Source organism: Staphylococcus sp. GDY8P131P (assembly GCF_017891975.1).
GTDB lineage: Bacteria > Bacillota > Bacilli > Staphylococcales > Staphylococcaceae > Staphylococcus > Staphylococcus nepalensis.
In genome coordinates, this window is sequence record NZ_JAESKF010000008.1 from 144,161 (window position 1) to 161,533 (window position 17,373).

Below are 17,373 nucleotides of genomic sequence, written 5' to 3' on the forward strand. Positions count from 1 at the left end.
TCCTTTTTATAATGTGTATATTTTATTAAAGATTAATGATTATGAGCATAATTTGTTAAAAGCTCAATATAAAAATCAATAAATTTTAAATATTTTTCTTTTTCTACACATTCATCAATTTGGTGTGGTTTAACACCAGGACCAAATACTAAGAATGGGAAAGATTCACCTTTACCTTTGAGCAAGTTTGATGCATCAGTCACGCCACCAATAGGGGAAGCAATGAAATCTTTATCAAAGGCAGTTTTAGCTATAGTTTGTGCCGTATTAATTAAACTATTGTCGCCTGTGGTGAGGACTGGGTCTAAATCTAAGTATAAGTTGCTTGCTAAATGTGCACCCTTATTATTATATTTCTCTATTGTATTTGAAAACAATGCTTTGACTTGTTCATTATCATATTCAGGGATTGTACGAATATTAAAATCTGCATCTGCTTCTTCTGGTACAGAGTTGACTTGAACACCGCCATTGATTAATGTGTTACTAATGACTAAACCTTGGAGCGCCGATTCAACTTCTTCAAGCGCCATTGTGGCAGGTAATGAAGGTTTTATTCTTTCTATGAATTGTGTGAAATTTAACGCTTTACCTTGGACTTCCTTTGAGATTCTAGCGTAAGCATCATCAATATCTTGAATAAATTCAATTAATGGTTTAATCGCGTTTGTCCCTAAAATAGGCATAGAGCTGTGGGCTGATTTACCATATGAAGTGATGTGATAATCCATAGAACCTTTGTGGGCGTATACCATCATATCTTGGCAAGGTTCAGCAATGATTAACGCCTCAACATCATCCATATAACCTTTTTCATATAAACTTTGAGAGCCAAGTTGTTCCATTTCTTCACCAGTTGTCGCTAAAAACTTAATGCGACCCTGCTTAAGTGACCCAGATTGTTTCATATCAATTAGTGCAATGGCTAACGCAGCGAGTCCAGATTTCATATCAGCTGCGCCTCTGCCATATAAAAAGCCATTATCTTCAGTAAGTGTGAATGGATCGTATGTCCATTGAGAACGGTTACCTTCAGAAACCACGTCCATGTGACCGGATATACCAATTACTGGGTTACCTTCGCCTATTTCAGCAATAAGGTTAGCACGTCGCTCATCTACTTTATCTATAGTCGATTCAATACCATACTCTGAAAATAATTTTTGAAGATAGTTACAAACCTCGATTTCATTATCATTTACCGTATTCATTGCTACAATATCTGATAAAATTTGTACTTTTTCTTTTTCTGAAAATGTACACATTACATATCACTCCTTTGCATTACTAAATAAAGTATACATCTATAAAAAATGTTTTTTAAAGTAAAACGGTTTTTTAAAAAAGAATATAATAAATTTATTTGTATTGAAAAGAGAATAAAATATAGTCGCATTGCTTGTATACAGCGTTTTTGCAATAGTAATGAATGGATTGTGTAGATTAGAATAGCGGTGCGATTATTTCCATGGGAATAACATCGTAATAGTTATCATGGTGATTTATAATGTGAATAGTTTAACTACAATAGGCAAAATAGATTATAAATTGAAAATTAGAGTCATTTACTATGATTAAAACCATTTTTGATGATACGCTATAAGAAGCGGAATTATGTTTCGACGATTTGGTTTTTCATATATTGACTGAAGCATGAAACATGCTTGGAATAGTGATATGGATAAAGCTTTTGAATTTAAATGTTATTTTATAATGATTATAAATTGAGCTGTCAGCTATTTATATGAAAAATGTATTTAGAAAGGGGAATATCATATTGGCAAAAGTAGCAATTATTGCTGGAGGCAATAAAGTAAAATCACGACTTACAGGTGTCATAGATTACGCAGAAAAGTATTTGGATGATGAAGGTATTGATACAGATATTATTCATGTCCATCAGTTAGACGCAGAAGCGTTAATTACTGCAGATTTTTCCGATGAATCAATTAATCAGACACATAAAATAATTGAAGATGCTGATGGCATCATTATTGTATCACCAGTATTTAAAGCAGCTTATTCTGGCATAGTCAAAACATATTTAGATTTATTACCACGTGGCGCGTTTACTGGTAAAACAGTGTTGCCATTAGCTTTAGGCGGTACGTTTGCGCATGTATTAGCAATTCAATACAGTCTTGATCCGGTTATTAAAGAACTAGGTGCGGATACGATTCATAAAGGCAGATTTATATTAGATAAGCATATCACGCAAAATGATGATGGTAGTTATAATTATGACCAAGAAGCAAGAGATGGTTTAAATAAAACTTTAAAGAAATTTGTCAGTGACAAGTCGCAAGTTAAAGAATAGATTGCTTAAGAAGTTGAGAAATGAAACAGTAGCTATATGATTGACATTGGGCTTGTCTTACGTAGACAGACCCAGTTAATGTGTACTGTTATATCAGCTTTTTTAAACATATAATCATTAAAAAGTGGGAGAAAAATATCAATTTAAGATTTTTGATATCTTTCTCCCACTTGTTTTGGCTGTTTTATAAAGTAATTAAATGCCATTGATCTTGTTGATCCATTGATAATTCAAACTCTGACGTTTGTATCGTAATTGGATAGGATTCAGACATTTTTTCGGAAAATAACCATTTATTATTTTCTGGAGTAAGTAAAATAAAGCTATCATCACGGGTGTCTCCAATGAAATTCAAATCTTCTGCTATAAATGGCTGATTTTCATATGTATTTAAATAATACTTTGATAATGCTTCGAACACTTCATTTGCTTCATTACAAACGAATCCAATCTCACTAATCCTTGAGAATTCAGGCTCATCTGTAATATTAGAGATTCTTGCTATCAGTTCAACAACATTGCCCGATGGATCGTGAAAATAAAACGAATGTGCAATGAAAGACTCAAAATAAGTGGCATGTGCACCATCTTCCATCAACAAGAATAAAATATTTTGGTAATGTTGTTTCATATCATAAAAATGGTTGTAAGGAATATCAATTGCAAAGTGGTAGAAGGGTTGGACGTCTTCGTCAGATTGTTGGAAATACAAATGTGTCTCCCCAATTTCAACCACAAAAGTCTCCTCATTAATCATACGAACGGGACATTCTAAAGTTTCTTCATAAAATTGGAATGTCTCTGCTAATTCTGAAGTGAATAATTTAATGCTTTCAATTTTCATAAACGAATCCCACCCAATCCTCATGTTTACATATCAATATAAGAAATAATTTACTTGTACTTTATCAAAATAATAATCAATATGATAATAATAAGAAGTTTATTTGAAATAATGCCCTTTAAGTTACAATAAATCCTAAATGCTTTGAAATGGATTGAGCAGTGGCTTTTAATTGTGATATAAGAAAATCTTTTTTATAAATTTGAGCAGTAGGAAAAGATAAACTGATAGCACCTTGAACTTCATTTCTAAAGTTTACAAAATATGTACCAATACAAAAAATCCCTGTTTCATTTTCTTCTTTATCTTCCGCGTAACCTTGTTGGCGAATCATTTTTATTTCGCTCATTAAATCCTCTACATTAGTAATCGTATTTTCGGTATGTGCTTTAATTTGTGTTGCATCCCACACCTTGTGAATCGCTTCGTCACTATAAGTAGATAAAATGGCTTTTCCAACAGCTGTACAATACATAGGCGAACGCAACCCTATCTTAGAAGACATTGTTTGTTGTGCCCCATCAGGTATAAATTTCTCAATATATAAAACTTCATTTTTATCTTCTAATACTAAATGGCACGTTTCTTTAACGTCTATAGCAAGCTTACTTATTAAACTTTTAGCAATATTTAAGTGATCAATATTTTGTATGCTAGCATATCCTAATTGGAATAATTTAAAGGTCAGTTCATATTGATGTGTTAAGTTATCTTTTTTTACATAATTGTTCTCAATTAAAGCTTGCACTAAACGGTGTATCGTTGTTTTAGATAGGCCGCTTAATGATACGAGTTGGTTTAATGATACTGGGCTATATTTTGAAATCAATTCTAATAGATTTAAAGCACGATCAAGTGATTGCACATTTGACATAATTTACCTCCTTAAAATAACAACGTTTTCAATATTGAATTGACAACGTTTTCATAATCCCTTTATAATGTTAGTTGATTCCTTTATATGATATACCATTTCATAATGTGGAATAAACATCAAATAATTTATGCCATCATAATATATTAATCATAAATAAACGAGGGGAGTGTTTCGGTGTTTGGGGAATTTTGGCCACTTATAGGCGTTGTTTTAGGTGTTATTGTACTTTTGATTTTAATTATTAAATTTAAGATAAATGCATTTATTGCATTAATTGTTACATCTATTTTCACCGGTGTTATTTTAGGTATGCCATTAGACAAAATTATAGAAACCGTTGAAAAAGGGATGGGAAACACTTTAGGTAGTGTTGCTATTATATTTGGTCTAGGTGCTATTTTGGGAAAACTTATTGCAGATGGCGGGGGCGCGAATCGTATTGCTGACACGCTTATTGATAAGTTTGGTGAAAAATACATCAAATGGGCTATGATTTTAGCTTCATTTATTATAGGTATTGCGCTGTTCTTTGAAGTAGGACTTGTATTATTAATTCCATTGGCGTTTACGATAGCTAAGCGATTGGGTGTTTCTCATATGAAAATTGGTATTCCAATGGCGATTGCTTTATCTGTCACGCACGGTTTTTTACCGCCACATCCAGGTCCAGTTGTTATTGCTAAAGAATTGAATGCTAATTTAGGTGAAGTATTATTATATGGTATTATCATTGCTATCCCTACAGTTGTCATTGTAGGAGGTTTATTGATACATATGTTACCTAAATTATCGCCAAGTGCTTTTAAAAAAGAAGTAGATATGTCCAATATTATTTCTGAAATTCCAATAAATGAAAAAGATAAACCAGGCTTTGGTATTAGTGTGTTTACAGCATTATTACCGGTCATTTTGATGTTGTTTGCAACTATTGTTCAAATGATAACAGGACATCAAGATGGTGCTACAAATCAATTTGAAAGTGTTGTTTATTTTATAGGTAACGCTCCTGTAGCAATGTTAATTTCATTATTATTTGCTATTTATTCAATGGGAGTACGTAGAAGAAGAACGATGAATCAAGTGATGGATAGTGCGTCTTCTGCAATTATCCCGATAGGTATGATGATACTGATTTTAGGCGCAGGCGGCTCATTTAAAGAAGTTTTAATAGATGGCGGTGTAGGTAAGACAATTGAACATATGTTTGTCGGTTCTAGTATGTCTCCCATATTATTAGCGTGGATTGTTTCTTCATTGTTACGTATTGCACAAGGATCAGCTACAGTTGCAGCAATATCTACGACGGGTATTGTATTACCATTACTACAAGCAACAGATGCGAATTTAGCATTGGTCACACTTGCAATCGGGGCAGGTAGTATCATTTTTTCACATGTTAATGACACAGGATTTTGGATTTTCAAAGAATATTTCGGTTTAACTGTGAAAGAGACATTTTTAACTTGGTCTGTATTAGAAACGGCCATTTCAGTTTGCGGATTAGTATTTGTATTACTTTTAAATATAATGTTATAAAGTTGAAAGGAGTAAGGTGAGTATGAAAGCGGTATTTATTAATGGAAAAGAAGATATCGAATTGAGAGATGTTGAGACTTTAAATAGTCATGAAGATGATACTAAAGTATTGATTGAAGTGAAGTACGTGGGTATTTGTGGATCTGATTTACATTATTTAGCAGAAGGTGCTAGTGGGCCAGCAGTGATACGTGAACCATTAACACCTGGTCATGAGCTCAGTGGCATATTACTTGAAGATATGGAATATCAAGGTGAAACTTTACCAAAAGGCACTAAGGTTACAGTGCACCCAGCTACTTATGGTGAAAAAATTGAAAGATTACCAAATAACCCTGAAGTTTGGCCAAATGGTGCTTATTTAGGATCTGCCAGATATTTACCTCACCAACAAGGTGCAATGGTTGAAAAAATGTTGGTCGATAAATCTCAAATATTAGCTTTGCCTGATAAGGTATCGTTAAAGCTAGGAGCATTGGCTGAACCACTTAGTGTAGGTATGCACGCTATTAATTTAGCAGGCGGAGTAAAAGATAAATCTGTACTGGTTTCTGGCGCAGGGCCGATTGGTTTACTTGCTGCAGGTGCTGCTTATACATTAGGTGCTAAAAGTGTTACGATTACAGATATGTTAGAAGAACCATTATCACGTGCAAAAGATATGGGAGATATCAAAACACTAAATATTAAGGAAAATGATGTACCTGAAGACCAATATGATGTCATATTAGAATGTTCGGGTGCAACGCCAGCTATATCAACAGCATTTAAAGCCGTAAATATTGGTGGCGTTATTATACAAGTTGGTAATTTACAAGATAAAGCAGCACCGATTAACTTAAGTCCTATTAATATTAAACAAGCTACATATCGTGGCTGTTATAGATTTAATAGTGAAATAGAAGACGCATTAAAAGTATTAGAAAAAAATGAAAAAATTGGAAATGTGGTGACTCAAACCTATCATATTGAAGCATATAAAGAAGCGTTTGAAGTAGCAGCCAATTCACGATTATCTTCTAAAGTGATGATTGCTTTTTAATGTAAAAAGCAACACCACATTAAAAACAAAAATAGACTAAATTTAAATCTATATTTGTGAAATTGCCTATAAAAATGTTGGATTTATAGTAGAAATCTATGGCAATTATATGTAAACATAATATTGCTTGCGACAAGCTTGCATGAATAGCTAACGTCTTGAGACTACAAACTCAAAATATGTTCGTATCAATGAAGCAAAACAACACGAAGCATTTATATGAAACAGCCCCCAAAAAGAAATCTTTTGGGGGCTGAATTTTGGAATTTATATTCTAGACGTTGCGCTGTCTTTATATTACGTGAAGAGTAGAGCAATCAAATAAGCGCTTATACCGGCTAATATACAGTAAATTAACGCAGGACCTAATGTTTTTCTAATAACGCTGCCTTCCTTGCCTGGCATATTTACAACGGCACAAACAGCGACTACGTTATGCACACAAATCATATTTCCAGCAGCAGCGCCAATAATCTGTGCTGCTAAGACAATAAATGGGTCAGCGCCAATGGAATTTGCTATATTCATCTGGATAGGTGAAAAAGTCAACGTTGAAACAGTTGCACTACCAGTAATGAATGAACCTAGTGCACCTAAGAATGGAGCTACAAATAACCAAATTGGCCCTAAAGTGGCAGCCATATTTTGGGCAATATATTCTGGCATACTATTCAAATCATTGATATTAATACCAGAATTGATAAAAACATGTACCATCGCAAGCGTAGCGACGAGCGTGATACCTGTGATTTTAATGGTAGATAATGATTCTTTACTTGCATTGGCCATATTTTTAAAGGATTTTCTTTGAACTAAAATTGCAAAAAGTGCAGATAAAATTAGAATCGTACCTGGTGAATAAAGGAACTGCCATTCAGATGATATTTCTGAGAAATTTAAAATATTATTCCAAGAAAAATCAAGAAAATGCGTTGTGACATATTCAATACTTGGTATGGTTCTTGTTAATAGGAGTAAAATAACAACCATTACATATGGCGCCCAAGCTGTTAACAAACTCATAGAGTGTTCATTCACATCAGCTTCGTAAGTTTCATCCGCAGCGTCTCTCCAAATTGTTTTAGGCAATAGCCAACCTTTACTTGCTGTTAATACCGCTACAACAAGTCCTGTTAACGAGCCTAATATAGCTACAAACTCTGCACCAAAGATATGTGCATATATAAATGCAGAAACAGCGTATACAATACCAATTAATGCTAACCATGGTAGCATTTCAATGATAGATTTTAATTTTTTATTTTTACCAAAGAAAATAACCATTGTAGCAATAACGATAATAGGTATAAAGATACCACTTAGTAAGTCTAGTATCGTGATTTGTTCAGCAGTAGAATGGAAAAAAGCTTGATTTGCTTCTTTTAAAGTACTTAATCCTACAATAACTGGCGTCCCTACAGCTCCGAAAGAAACAGCAATACTATCAGCGATTAAAGCAGTAGCGACAGCAACTATAGGTCTAAAACCTAAAGCGACCAGTAATGGTGCTGTTACCATAGCAGGTGTTCCAAATCCTGATGCACCTTCAATAAGTGAACCAAATAAGAAGGCAACGATGATAACTTGTACACGCATATCTGGAGAGATTTTTTTAAAACCTGCATTTATGCGATTGACTGCACCTGTTTGACGCAATGTATTGAGCAAAACAAGCGCGCCAAATAAAATATAAAGAATAGTTAAGGTTTTGTGTGTACCTTGAAGTATAGAAGCTATTACAACATTACCTTGCATCCCCCATACAAATATCCCTAAAACAGTAACTACGACAGCACTAATAATCATTCCTTTTAAAGCAGACATGCGTAAAAGTACTAGAAATATAAAAGGTACAATTACTGCACTGAAAGCGACTAATAACATCATTTTATATAAAACTCCCTTATTCATATAATCAATAATCATCTAGTCATATGATGACTAAATAATATATATTGTAACCGTTTTCAATAGGATTTTCAATTGTTTATAAAAAATATATTATTTATATTTCAATTTAGATAGCATAGATATTGGTATCTTTGTATTTAATCTATGACATAAAACGATATTTTCGTAATTCGAAAACCATTTATTCATAAACGAAAACAAACGAAAATAAATTTGCATTAATAGAAAAAATGTAATAATATAATGATAATATTTGAAAGCGTTTCCAAGTATTTTAATTTTAGATAATCCAATATATATAAATGATTGGATGTTTTATATAAGGGGTGTGTGAAATGAGTGATAAACTGACTAAAATAGGTATGCCACCAACTTTGTTATGGGGGTATATTGGTGTATTGATTTTTATGATGGGCGATGGGTTAGAATTAGCTTGGATTAGTCCATATTTACATGAAAATGGATTATCTGTACAACAGACAGCGATTTTGACTACATGTTATGGTGTGACGATAGCGATTGGTTCTTGGTTATCAGGTGTGTTGGTTGAAATTATCGGCCCGAGAAAAGTAATGTTGTTAGGTACGGGATTATATATTATTGGACATGTGATATTTGTTGGATTTGCCATTCCGACAATGGATTACAACATCATGATCCCATCTTACGCTATAAGAGGTTTTGGCTACCCACTATTTGCTTATTCCTTTTTAGTGTGGGTGGCTTACCGCTCTCCACAAAAAAGATTAGGTGCAGCTGTAGGTTGGTTCTGGTTTGTATTTACAGGGGGATTAAGCGTCTTAGGATCATTCTATTCTTCGTTAGCGATTCAATTATTCGGTCATTTCTTTACATTGTGGACTGCGATTGTTTGGGTGTTATTAGGTACGTTTTTAGCTGTGTTTGTCAATAGAGATCAGTTCATAGTTGAAGAAAAAGGGCACGGGTTTAAAGAACATATCAGTGAGATTTTGGCAGGTATCACAATATTAAAAAGAGAACCACGTGTTGCAGTGGCATGCGTTGTCAGAGTAATTAACCAAGCAGCACAATATGCTTTCCCATTATTCTTACCAATTTATTTAGCGTCTAAAGGCATTGCAACAACAACTTGGTTAAATATTTGGGGAACAATTTTTATAGCTAATATCATATTTAACCTCATATTTGGCGCTTTAAGCGATAAAATAGGTTGGAAAAATACAATTTCTTATATCGGTGGTATTGGGTGTGCAGTATTTACATTAGGTCTTTACTTTGTACCTGAATTATTTACAGGCAACGTCTTTATTGTTGGTACAGTAGGCTTTTTATGGGGTGTGTGTTTAGCAGGGTTTGTTCCTATTTCTGCACTTGTTCCGTCACTTGTACATGATGGTGATAAAGGGCCAGCTATGGCAATTTTAAATTTAGGCGCAGGTCTTTGCGTTTTTGCTGGTCCAGGTTTAGTAGCATTATTTTATAGTAGTATTGGTGTTCAAGGCATGATGTACTTGATATTTGGATTATATGTTGCCAGCGCCATTATGACACGTTTCTTAAAAACACCAGAAGAACGTGCACGCACTAAGGCCGATGTTTTGCATAATTAAAAATAAACCAATTAAAGCGATAGGCTTTAGCATTCAAAAAATATGTAATTGAAGTGAGACGGTACTGGATTATTTATTTTTAAATAAGGTATATAAAGCGGGAACACAATATCAATTTGATGAAATTGGATATCGTGTTCCTGTTTTTTGTATTTACTTTAAGATATGATTATGCAAATTTTTGAGACAGAGTGGTTAAAAATGTAATTATTTTTCTTGAAAACCGCCTGAAACGAATTGAGCAGCAATTTGTTTAAAAGTAGACAATAGTAAATCTAACATAGATGTTCACCTCCATGGATTAACTATTATGTATGCAATATACTATAAAATTTTAAAAATAAGCGCATTAAATCATAACCTAAAAAATAACTGCCTCAGTGTTTATGCTTAAAAATTTTTATCCCTCAAACGTTATAAAATAGGACTTCAGTGTAGAATGGTATGTACCATTTGGGAGGTTATTTATATTTTTAAAAGAAAAAGCTAACTTCATTTTTTTAATAATATGCAATAAAAAGTATATTTATTCTTGATTTATAGTTTATTTAGGTTTAATATGTATATTAACTTTATAAAAACATTGGAGTGATGACATTGGGGCGTACACAACAAATTTAAAAAAACTACAATCATTTAAAGGAAAAAGTTTTTTGAAAACATGTGACTTTTCTTTAGATGAGCTCGTAACTTTAATCGATTTTACTGGAGAACTTAAAGAGAAGAAAAAACGAGGTATCCCACATCCATATCTTAAAGGGAAAAATATTGCTTTATTATTTGAAAAGCCATCTACAAGAACACGCGCAGCGTTTAGTGTGGCAGCAAATGATTTAGGTGCTTTCCCAGAACATTTTGGCCAAGGTGATATTCATTTAGGCGTTAAAGAATCTACCGAAGATACTGCAAAAGTATTAGGAAGTATGTATGATGGTATTGAATTTAGAGGACATCATCAAAGTGATGTAGAAAACATAGCACAACATGCAAATGTGCCAGTGTGGAATGGTTTAACGAATGAGTGGCATCCAACGCAAATGGTTGCAGATTTTTATACTTTAAAAGAAAGTTTAGGTACATTACAAGGCAAGACTTTGACTTATGTAGGTGATGCAAGAAACAACGTCGCGCATGATTTGTTAGTTACTGGAGCAATATTAGGTGTAAATATTCATATTGCAGCACCTGAATCATTATTTCCACATCAAGATATACAAAAACTTGCTGAAACTTACGCATTACAATCAGGTAGTCAAATCTTAATTACAGATAATATCCAACAAGCTGTTTATAAAACGGATGCGATATATACTGATGTATGGTTTTCAATGGGAGAAGACGAATCTGTTCAAACGCAACGTATTAATGATTTACTTCCATACCAGATTAATGAAGCCATGCTCGTCAATACTATGAATCCAAATGTTATTGTGATGCATTGTTTGCCAGCATTTCATGATGTACACACAGAAGTAGGACAACAAATTTATAAAACGCATGGATTAACAGAAATGGAAATAACAGATGCAGTTTTTAAAGGTAAACATTCTGTTGTATTCGAACAAGCAGAAAATAGATTACATTCGATTAAAGCTATAATGGCAGGAACTTTGGGCGATATATTTTAAATAATATGAGCGCAAAGTAAGTTTTAAAAGCGACGTATAAGCAGATGCATTACTGTAGAAACAGAGAGATAGAAATTATATTTTAAAAATATAATTTCTATCTCTCTTATTTTTTATGTTTCAAAGAAGTGTTTTCAATATTTTTTGAAAAAGTTTTTCATAATATAAAAACCCATTGATTAATATTTTCTTTAACTGTATATTGATGGTAATTAGGAGGTTAATCATATGAGTAAATTGTTCGAGAGGGCACAACAGTTTGGTAAATCATTTATGTTACCTATCGCTATCTTACCAGCAGCTGGATTATTATTAGGCATTGGTGGTGCATTAAGTAATCCTAATACCATTAAAGCTTACCCTATGTTGGATATTGCTTTATTACAAAATATATTCGTACTGATGTCTTCTGCAGGTAATATTGTATTTCAAAACCTACCTGTTATTTTTGCCATTGGTGTTGCAATAGGCTTGGCTAAAAGTGATAAAGGCACTGCAGGATTAGCTGCGATGTTAGGTTTCTTAATTATGAATGCTTCTATGAATGGCTTGTTAACCATTACAGAGACTTTAGCTAAAGGAAATTTAGCTGAAGAAGGCCAAAGTATGGTGCTGGGTATTCAAACGGTAGAAACGGGTGTATTTGGCGGTATTATAACGGGTGTTATGACAGCGCTTTTACATAACAAATATCATAAAATAGCATTACCTTCGTATTTAGGATTCTTTGGAGGATCTCGCTTTGTTCCAATTATTACAGCTATCGCTTCTATTATACTTGGAGTCATTATGTTTTTTATTTGGCCAACGATACAAGGATGGATTTTTGGTGTTGGTGGTATTGTAGATAAAACAGGTGTAATTGGCACTTTCTTCTTTGGTTTTATATTGAGGTTGTTGGGCCCATTTGGCTTACACCATATATTCTATTTACCATTTTGGCAAACTGCATTAGGTGGCTCATTAGAGGTCAAAGGCCATCTCGTACAAGGAACACAAAATATATTCTTTGCTCAGTTAGGCGACCCAGACGTGACTAAATATTATTCAGGCGTTTCGCGTTATATGTCAGGGCGTTTTATTACGATGATGTTCGGTCTCTGTGGCGCAGCATTAGCAATTTATCATACTGCTAAACCGAAACATAAAAAAGTCGTAGGAGGTTTAATGTTATCAGCTGCATTAACGTCATTTTTAACAGGCATTACAGAACCTTTAGAATTTAGCTTTTTATTTGTTGCACCTGTATTATATGTCATTCATGCTTTTTTAGATGGCTTAGCATTTATGATGGCTGACATATTTAACATTACGATTGGTCAAACGTTTAGTGGTGGCTTTATAGACTTTTTATTATTTGGTGTATTACAAGGCAATGCTAAGACAAACTTCTTATGGGTTATCCCTATAGGTATCGTTTGGTTTATGATTTATTATGCTATTTTTAGATTCTTAATTAGTAAATTTAATTTTAAAACCCCTGGTCGTGAAGACGAAGCAGCCATAGAAACAGTTCAAGCTACAGATCGTGCTAAAACAATCATTAAAGGCTTAGGAGGAAAAGAAAATATAGATATTGTTGATTGTTGTGCTACAAGATTAAGAGTGACATTAAAAACGGATGACCCAGTAGATAAACAAATACCCAATTCTACAGAGGCTAGAGGTGTCATACAAAAAGGAAACGGCGTACAAATCGTTTATGGTCCCCATGTCACAACAATTAAAAATGAAGTGGAAGCGTTGTTAGAGAGCAATCAATCATAAATAATAAAATGATAAATATTTATATTAAGACATAATAACTTTTTTAAGAATATTTAAGTAGGGCGGGGCGTGAAATTTTTTAGGGTTTCTGTCTCGCTCTTATTTTGTGTTAATTTATTAAAGATTGTTTTTAAATGCTTATTCGCTATAAAAAATTACATAATGCATTTGGATAAAAGAAATAATTATTTTTAAAGATTCAATGTTACAAATAGGAAATATTATTCATTTAAAAAGAGTTGCATTGGCGATTAGGAATAAAAAAGCGTAAGTTAAGAAATGCCTACAACAATATTATTTTTTTGTATTACAATTTAGTTGAAAGTAAACAACCTTTGAATAAAAGGTGATAGAGAAAGAGGTGTATTAAATGTCTAATTTCGTAAACGCAATCAGTGAAGCGGTAAAAGCAGGTTTAAACGCTGATTGGATAACAATGGGAACTAGCATTGCTGACGCATTAGCTAAAGGCGCTGACTTCATCTTAGGTTTTTTTAACTCGTAAAAAAAGACGAGGGCGGTTGGTGATAAACCAATCTACCCATCGTCTTTTATTTTATAAAACTAAACCAATCATTGATGCAGAGATAATTGAAGCTAGTGTAGAGCCTAGAAGCAGACGTAAGGCAAACGATGCTACTTTATTGCCTTGTTCATTACTAAAGCCTTTAATTGCACCAACAATAATACCTACTGTACCAAAGTTAGCGAAACTAACAAGGTATACAGAAATGATACCTTGTGTACGTTGTGTTAAATCACCAGCTAATTTTTGGAAATCTAACATAGCAACAAACTCGTTCGTGATTAACTTTGTCGCCATCAATGAACCGGCTTGAACTGCTTCGCTCCATGGTATACCAATAATAAATGCAATAGGCGCAAAGATAAAACCGATTAATTGTTTAAAATCTAAGCCTACAAAGTTAAATAATACTGTGATTGCTTCCATCAGAGAAATGAATGCAAGCAGCATAATAGCAACACTTACGGCAATTTTAAAACCATCCGTTGCACTATCACCAATCATCTGGAAGAAGGGTATTTTTTTAGGCTTTGCTTTAGCATTATTGGAAATATTTTCATCAGCGGTTAAGTTAGAGATTTCTACATCGCTGTCGTCTGATTTATAAGGATTGATTACGCTTGCGATAATTAAGGCACTGAAAATATTTAACATAACAGCAGTCACAACATATTTAGGCTCGATCATTTGCATATACGAACCTAACATAGCCATGCTCACAGCACTCATACCGGAAGTTGTAATCGTATATAATTTAGCTTTAGATAATTTAGGAATCATTTCTTTGATTGTTAGGTAAACTTCTGGTTGTCCTAGCATAGAAGTTGAAATAGCAAAGTAACTTTCGAGACGACCCATGCGTGTGATTTTATTAATGATAATACCTACATATTTAATAATAAATGGAAGAATTTTAAAATAATTTAATACTCCGATTAACACGGAAATAAATACTAAAGGTAATAACACTGTAATAAAGAATGTTGAAGCGCCTTTATTTTGTAAACCACCGAATACAAAGTCGATGCCCGCTTTACTAATATTAATTAATTCTTCAAAAAATGAACCTAACCCCGTTAATATGGTTAAACCAATATTCGTGTTCATCATAAATAACACGATAACGATTTGAACGATTAACATCACGAGTGGTTTTTTAAAATCAATTGCTTTTCTATTGTAACTAAATAGAAAAGCGATAAATAATGCAAAAATTATACCTGTAAAGGCAAATAAGATTGACATAAGGATCACCTACATTTGATTGAAAGCAACTGCAATTTTAGCTCCTAGTATCGCATTGTTCTCAACTAGTTTAATATTTGTGTGTAAACTCTTACCATCAGATTTTTCAACGATTTTACCGAGTAAGAATGGCGTAGAGTCTTTGCCGCTAATACCTAGTGCTTCAGCTTCTTTAACTGCTTCTTCAATGATACTATCGATATATGATTTAGATAATTCATCTTCTTTAGGTACTGGGTTAGCGATAACTACGCCACCTTCAATATCTAAATCATTTTTAACTTTACAAATACGTGCAATATCTTCTGGATTTTCAGATGAGCTGTTCAATTTAATACCGCTCTCTCTCGTAAAGAATGCTGGCAACTCATCAGTTTTATAGCCAATTACTGGTACGCCTTGAGTTTCAAGATATTCCATTGTTTTTGGCAAATCTAAAATAGATTTAGCGCCCGCACAAATCACTGTGACATTCGTTTTACCTAATTCTTCTAAATCAGCTGAAATATCCATAGTGCTTTCAACACCTCTATGTACACCTCCGATACCACCAGTAACAAAGAATTGAATTGCTGCTAAATCAGCACACATCATCGTTGAGGCAACTGTAGTTGCGCCGACGCGTTTAGTGGCAAGCACTTCTGTAAAATCGCGGCGTGATACTTTCGCAACATTGTCACTGTTTGCAAGTAACTCTAATTCCTCTTTTTCAAGACCAATTTTAATTTTTCCGTCGATTAATGCAATCGTTGCTGGAATCGCACCGTTCTTGCGTATAATATTTTCGACCTTTGTTGCCATTTCAACATTCTGTGGATAAGGCATACCGTGTGAAATGATGGTTGATTCTAATGCTACAATGGGTTTGTTCTCTGCTTTAGCTTGTTTCACTTCTTTAGAAAAATCAATGTATTGTTTCATTTTTATATTCCTCCAGGTCTCTAAATAATTGTTTTTTATCTAAGTTTTGTCTCACTGTATATTCAGTTTCAATTGTTTTTCGTGAATTAATCATTCCTGCTGTTAGTATGCTTTCAGTATCTAGTTCATTTAGCCAACTGAATATCACAGCACTAGAGAAAGAGTCTCCAGCTCCCGTTACATCAACAACATGGTTAGAAGGTATAACAGACTTAATGACTTCTTCTGTATGATTTCTAAAAATAAGTTCTTTGATGCCATTAGTAATAATGACATTTGTCACGCCCAAGTCATTCCATTTTTTAGCAGCATTTTTTAAATCATCTGTATTAGTGATTTCCATATTTAAATAAGTTTCTGTTTCATCTCTATTTATAATGAGCCAATCGATAGCATGTAATGAATCAGGCATATTTTTCATTTTTGGAGACGACACAGGTATAATAATCAGTTTAATATTATGCTTTTCTGAATAAGCACATAGAAAATCCATTGCGTTTTTTGAAATATTAAGATCTGCAATAATACATTTTGCTTTAATTAATAAATGGGTTCGCTTAATTAAAAATTCTGGTGAAATATAATCATAGACTTCCATATCTGCTAAACCATATTCCATATTACCTTCATTATTGATTAATGCAGTATATGAACCAGTATTAGCGCTTTCGATTTGTTGCACATGATCTAAATTCATAAATGGACTCGACAATTTATGAATCATATCCCACTCACTATCGTTTCCGCTTACTGACAAAAATGCAACAGTTTCTCCCATACGTCCTAAATTCTCTGCAATGTTTCTTGCAACACCACCTATGGATCTTGTTGAGGTTACAGGATTAGAAGTTTCTAACTGCAAATCAGTATGGACGTAGAATTTTCTATCTAAGTTTGCAGCCCCGATACAAACAATAGGATAGTCTTCGTTTAGAACGTAGGCCTTTCCTAATACATATTCTTTACGTATAAGGCCAGAAATAATATTTGCAACGGCAGGCCTTGATAATCCAATAGATTGTGCTAATTCTTGTTGTGAGATGAATGGGTTTTCTTGAATGCGATCTAAAACTGCTTGTTCATTTTTATTCATATGACGAACCTCCTTTGCTATAAAGTAAAAGTTAAACTTAAGTTTAAAATATAAACTTTTGTTTAATTTTATAA

14 protein-coding genes are annotated in these 17,373 nt (G+C 33.3%); 7 read left to right on the plus strand and 7 right to left on the minus strand.

What is annotated here, in order from left to right:
* Positions 1 to 32: 32 nt before the first annotated feature.
* On the minus strand, positions 33 to 1,265 hold the full coding sequence (locus tag KA894_RS08580; RefSeq protein WP_119487957.1) for an ArgE/DapE family deacylase: 1,233 nt from the start codon (positions 1,263 to 1,265) through the stop codon (positions 33 to 35).
* A 512-nt stretch (positions 1,266 to 1,777) separates the two neighbouring features.
* Here KA894_RS08580 and ssuE point away from each other — a divergent pair.
* Entirely contained in the window at positions 1,778 to 2,317 is a 540-nt protein-coding gene (gene ssuE / locus KA894_RS08585; protein WP_096808284.1) for an NADPH-dependent FMN reductase, read from the plus strand.
* A gap of 184 nt (positions 2,318 to 2,501) precedes the next feature.
* On the opposite strand, the gene KA894_RS08590 is transcribed toward ssuE, so the two are convergent.
* Positions 2,502 to 3,161, minus strand: a complete 660-nt coding sequence (locus KA894_RS08590; protein ID WP_096808285.1) for a hypothetical protein — start codon at positions 3,159 to 3,161, stop codon at positions 2,502 to 2,504.
* A 118-nt stretch (positions 3,162 to 3,279) separates the two neighbouring features.
* Positions 3,280 to 4,035 (minus strand): IclR family transcriptional regulator, encoded by a 756-nt coding sequence (locus tag KA894_RS08595; protein ID WP_174221764.1) that lies wholly within the window; start codon positions 4,033 to 4,035, stop codon positions 3,280 to 3,282.
* A gap of 177 nt (positions 4,036 to 4,212) precedes the next feature.
* Between KA894_RS08595 and KA894_RS08600 the strand changes: the two genes are divergently transcribed.
* Both KA894_RS08600 and KA894_RS08605 read left to right on the plus strand, forming a co-directional pair.
* A complete protein-coding gene (locus KA894_RS08600; RefSeq protein ID WP_096808287.1) occupies positions 4,213 to 5,574 on the plus strand; it encodes a gluconate:H+ symporter in 1,362 nt (453 codons plus the stop codon).
* A 22-nt stretch (positions 5,575 to 5,596) separates the two neighbouring features.
* Entirely contained in the window at positions 5,597 to 6,616 is a 1,020-nt protein-coding gene (locus KA894_RS08605; RefSeq protein WP_103373164.1) for a zinc-binding dehydrogenase, read from the plus strand.
* Between the two features lie 297 nt (positions 6,617 to 6,913).
* Here KA894_RS08605 and KA894_RS08610 read toward each other — a convergent pair whose 3' ends face one another.
* Positions 6,914 to 8,503, minus strand: a complete 1,590-nt coding sequence (locus tag KA894_RS08610; RefSeq protein ID WP_096808289.1) for an L-lactate permease — start codon at positions 8,501 to 8,503, stop codon at positions 6,914 to 6,916.
* Between the two features lie 359 nt (positions 8,504 to 8,862).
* Here KA894_RS08610 and KA894_RS08615 point away from each other — a divergent pair, with 359 nt between their 5' ends.
* The 4 genes from KA894_RS08615 to KA894_RS08630 all read left to right on the plus strand — a co-directional run bounded on the left by KA894_RS08615 (position 8,863) and on the right by KA894_RS08630 (position 14,019).
* On the plus strand, positions 8,863 to 10,119 hold the full coding sequence (locus KA894_RS08615; protein ID WP_096808290.1) for an MFS transporter: 1,257 nt from the start codon (positions 8,863 to 8,865) through the stop codon (positions 10,117 to 10,119).
* A 596-nt stretch (positions 10,120 to 10,715) separates the two neighbouring features.
* Positions 10,716 to 11,747, plus strand: coding sequence for an ornithine carbamoyltransferase (gene argF, locus KA894_RS08620; protein WP_170006894.1), 1,032 nt, complete (start codon positions 10,716 to 10,718; stop codon positions 11,745 to 11,747).
* Between the two features lie 228 nt (positions 11,748 to 11,975).
* Entirely contained in the window at positions 11,976 to 13,514 is a 1,539-nt protein-coding gene (locus tag KA894_RS08625; RefSeq protein ID WP_119488241.1) for a PTS transporter subunit EIIC, read from the plus strand.
* A 370-nt stretch (positions 13,515 to 13,884) separates the two neighbouring features.
* Positions 13,885 to 14,019 (plus strand): beta-class phenol-soluble modulin, encoded by a 135-nt coding sequence (locus KA894_RS08630; RefSeq protein ID WP_103373171.1) that lies wholly within the window; start codon positions 13,885 to 13,887, stop codon positions 14,017 to 14,019.
* 51 nt (positions 14,020 to 14,070) lie between these two features.
* Here the strand turns inward: KA894_RS08630 and KA894_RS08635 are convergent, their stop codons facing one another.
* From KA894_RS08635 to KA894_RS08645, 3 genes are read right to left on the minus strand one after another with little or no spacing between them, the layout of a single operon-like run.
* Entirely contained in the window at positions 14,071 to 15,285 is a 1,215-nt protein-coding gene (locus KA894_RS08635) for a NupC/NupG family nucleoside CNT transporter (RefSeq protein WP_096808294.1), read from the minus strand.
* Positions 15,286 to 15,294: 9 nt separating this feature from the next.
* Positions 15,295 to 16,206 (minus strand): pseudouridine-5'-phosphate glycosidase, encoded by a 912-nt coding sequence (locus KA894_RS08640; protein ID WP_103373173.1) that lies wholly within the window; start codon positions 16,204 to 16,206, stop codon positions 15,295 to 15,297.
* Entirely contained in the window at positions 16,190 to 17,299 is a 1,110-nt protein-coding gene (locus KA894_RS08645; RefSeq protein WP_107644369.1) for a carbohydrate kinase, read from the minus strand. The genes KA894_RS08640 and KA894_RS08645 overlap by 17 nt, the downstream gene beginning before the upstream one ends.
* Between the last annotated feature and the right edge of the window lie 74 nt (positions 17,300 to 17,373).

Bases quoted from the DNA above. Each gene is read 5' to 3' on its own strand.
- KA894_RS08580 (WP_119487957.1), bottom strand. From the start codon at position 1,265: ATGTGTACATTTTCAGAAAAAGAAAAAGTACAAATTTTATCAGATATT.
- KA894_RS08590 (WP_096808285.1), bottom strand. From the start codon at position 3,161: ATGAAAATTGAAAGCATTAAATTATTCACTTCAGAATTAGCAGAGACA.
- KA894_RS08595 (WP_174221764.1), bottom strand. From the start codon at position 4,035: ATGTCAAATGTGCAATCACTTGATCGTGCTTTAAATCTATTAGAATTG.
- KA894_RS08605 (WP_103373164.1), top strand. From the start codon at position 5,597: ATGAAAGCGGTATTTATTAATGGAAAAGAAGATATCGAATTGAGAGAT.
- KA894_RS08610 (WP_096808289.1), bottom strand. From the start codon at position 8,503: ATGATGTTATTAGTCGCTTTCAGTGCAGTAATTGTACCTTTTATATTT.
- KA894_RS08615 (WP_096808290.1), top strand. From the start codon at position 8,863: ATGAGTGATAAACTGACTAAAATAGGTATGCCACCAACTTTGTTATGG.
- KA894_RS08625 (WP_119488241.1), top strand. From the start codon at position 11,976: ATGAGTAAATTGTTCGAGAGGGCACAACAGTTTGGTAAATCATTTATG.
- KA894_RS08630 (WP_103373171.1), top strand. From the start codon at position 13,885: ATGTCTAATTTCGTAAACGCAATCAGTGAAGCGGTAAAAGCAGGTTTA.
- KA894_RS08635 (WP_096808294.1), bottom strand. From the start codon at position 15,285: ATGTCAATCTTATTTGCCTTTACAGGTATAATTTTTGCATTATTTATC.
- KA894_RS08640 (WP_103373173.1), bottom strand. From the start codon at position 16,206: ATGAAACAATACATTGATTTTTCTAAAGAAGTGAAACAAGCTAAAGCA.
- KA894_RS08645 (WP_107644369.1), bottom strand. From the start codon at position 17,299: ATGAATAAAAATGAACAAGCAGTTTTAGATCGCATTCAAGAAAACCCA.